The 1072-nt window shown below is 48.5% G+C and carries 1 protein-coding gene; it reads right to left on the bottom strand.

The genetic code is table 11. From position 1 onward, the window contains the following. Window positions 1-171 precede the first annotated feature (171 nt). Window positions 172-1072 (bottom strand): FGGY-family carbohydrate kinase (locus R7P72_RS25900; RefSeq protein ID WP_318111105.1); only part of this gene is annotated, 901 nt, incomplete at its 5' end.

Below are 1072 nucleotides of genomic sequence, written 5' to 3'. Positions count from 1 at the left end.
TATTTGCTTCACTTACCACTCCCTTGTGCATTGGTAACGGCCAATGCTTCAAATTCGAAGCGCTATTGTGCTCGAATTTGCGCGTTGTGAGAAGTAAAGGCAGGTAGGAATCGGGGATAAGACGCAAAAAAGAGCGCTCAAATGGCGCTCTTTGTTCGTTTGGGAGAAAAATTAATCGTCTTCGTCGTGCAGTTCAGACCAAGTTTGCGCACATTTCACAGCGCGTTTCCAACCTTTGTAACGACGGTTGCGTTTTTCTTCGTCATCATGCGGTTCAAACGTACGATCAAGCACTGCTTTATCTTGCAGTTCATCAATGCTGTTCCAGTAACCAACCGCTAAACCTGCCAGGTATGCAGCACCAAGAGCCGTTACTTCAGTCACTTGTGGACGGTGCACTTCTGTGTTTAATACATCCGATTGGAATTGCATTAGGAAGTTGTTTGCTACCGCACCGCCATCAACACGCAAGTTTGCGAGCTTGATTCCAGAGTCAGCTTGCATCGCATCCAATACGTCACGAGTTTGGTAAGCGATGCCTTCCAGAGTCGCGCGGATAATGTGGTTTGAGTTCACACCGCGAGTAAGGCCAACAATGGTGCCACGTGCATAAGCATCCCAGTATGGAGCGCCAAGGCCAGTAAAGGCTGGTACTACATAAACGCCGTTCGATGTGTCCACTTTTGTTGCGAAGTATTCAGAATCTTCTGCGCCGTTTAGGATTTTCAGTTCATCACGTAGCCACTGGATAGAGGCACCACCCATGAACACAGCACCTTCAAGTGCGTAAGCTGGCTCGCCTTTCGGACCACAAGCTAGAGTGGTAAGCAGACCATTCTTCGAGGTGACTTTCTCTTGGCCAGTGTTCATCAGCAAGAAACAACCTGTGCCGTATGTGTTTTTCGCTTGGCCAGCTTCCACACACATTTGGCCGTATAGCGCCGCTTGTTGGTCACCTGCAATACCTGCGATAGGAATTCGAGTACCGCCTTTACCACCGATGTTCGTTTTGCCGTAAATTTCCGAAGAACGTTTTACTTCTGGCATCATTGATGGCGGAATGCCCATCTCA

Origin of the sequence: Vibrio sp. Vb0888 (assembly GCF_033338835.1) — a bacterium.
In the GTDB taxonomy this organism is placed as follows: domain Bacteria; phylum Pseudomonadota; class Gammaproteobacteria; order Enterobacterales; family Vibrionaceae; genus Vibrio; species Vibrio alginolyticus.
The sequence above is the reverse complement of the archived record's forward strand: the minus strand, read 5'-3'. Positions and strand labels throughout refer to the sequence as shown.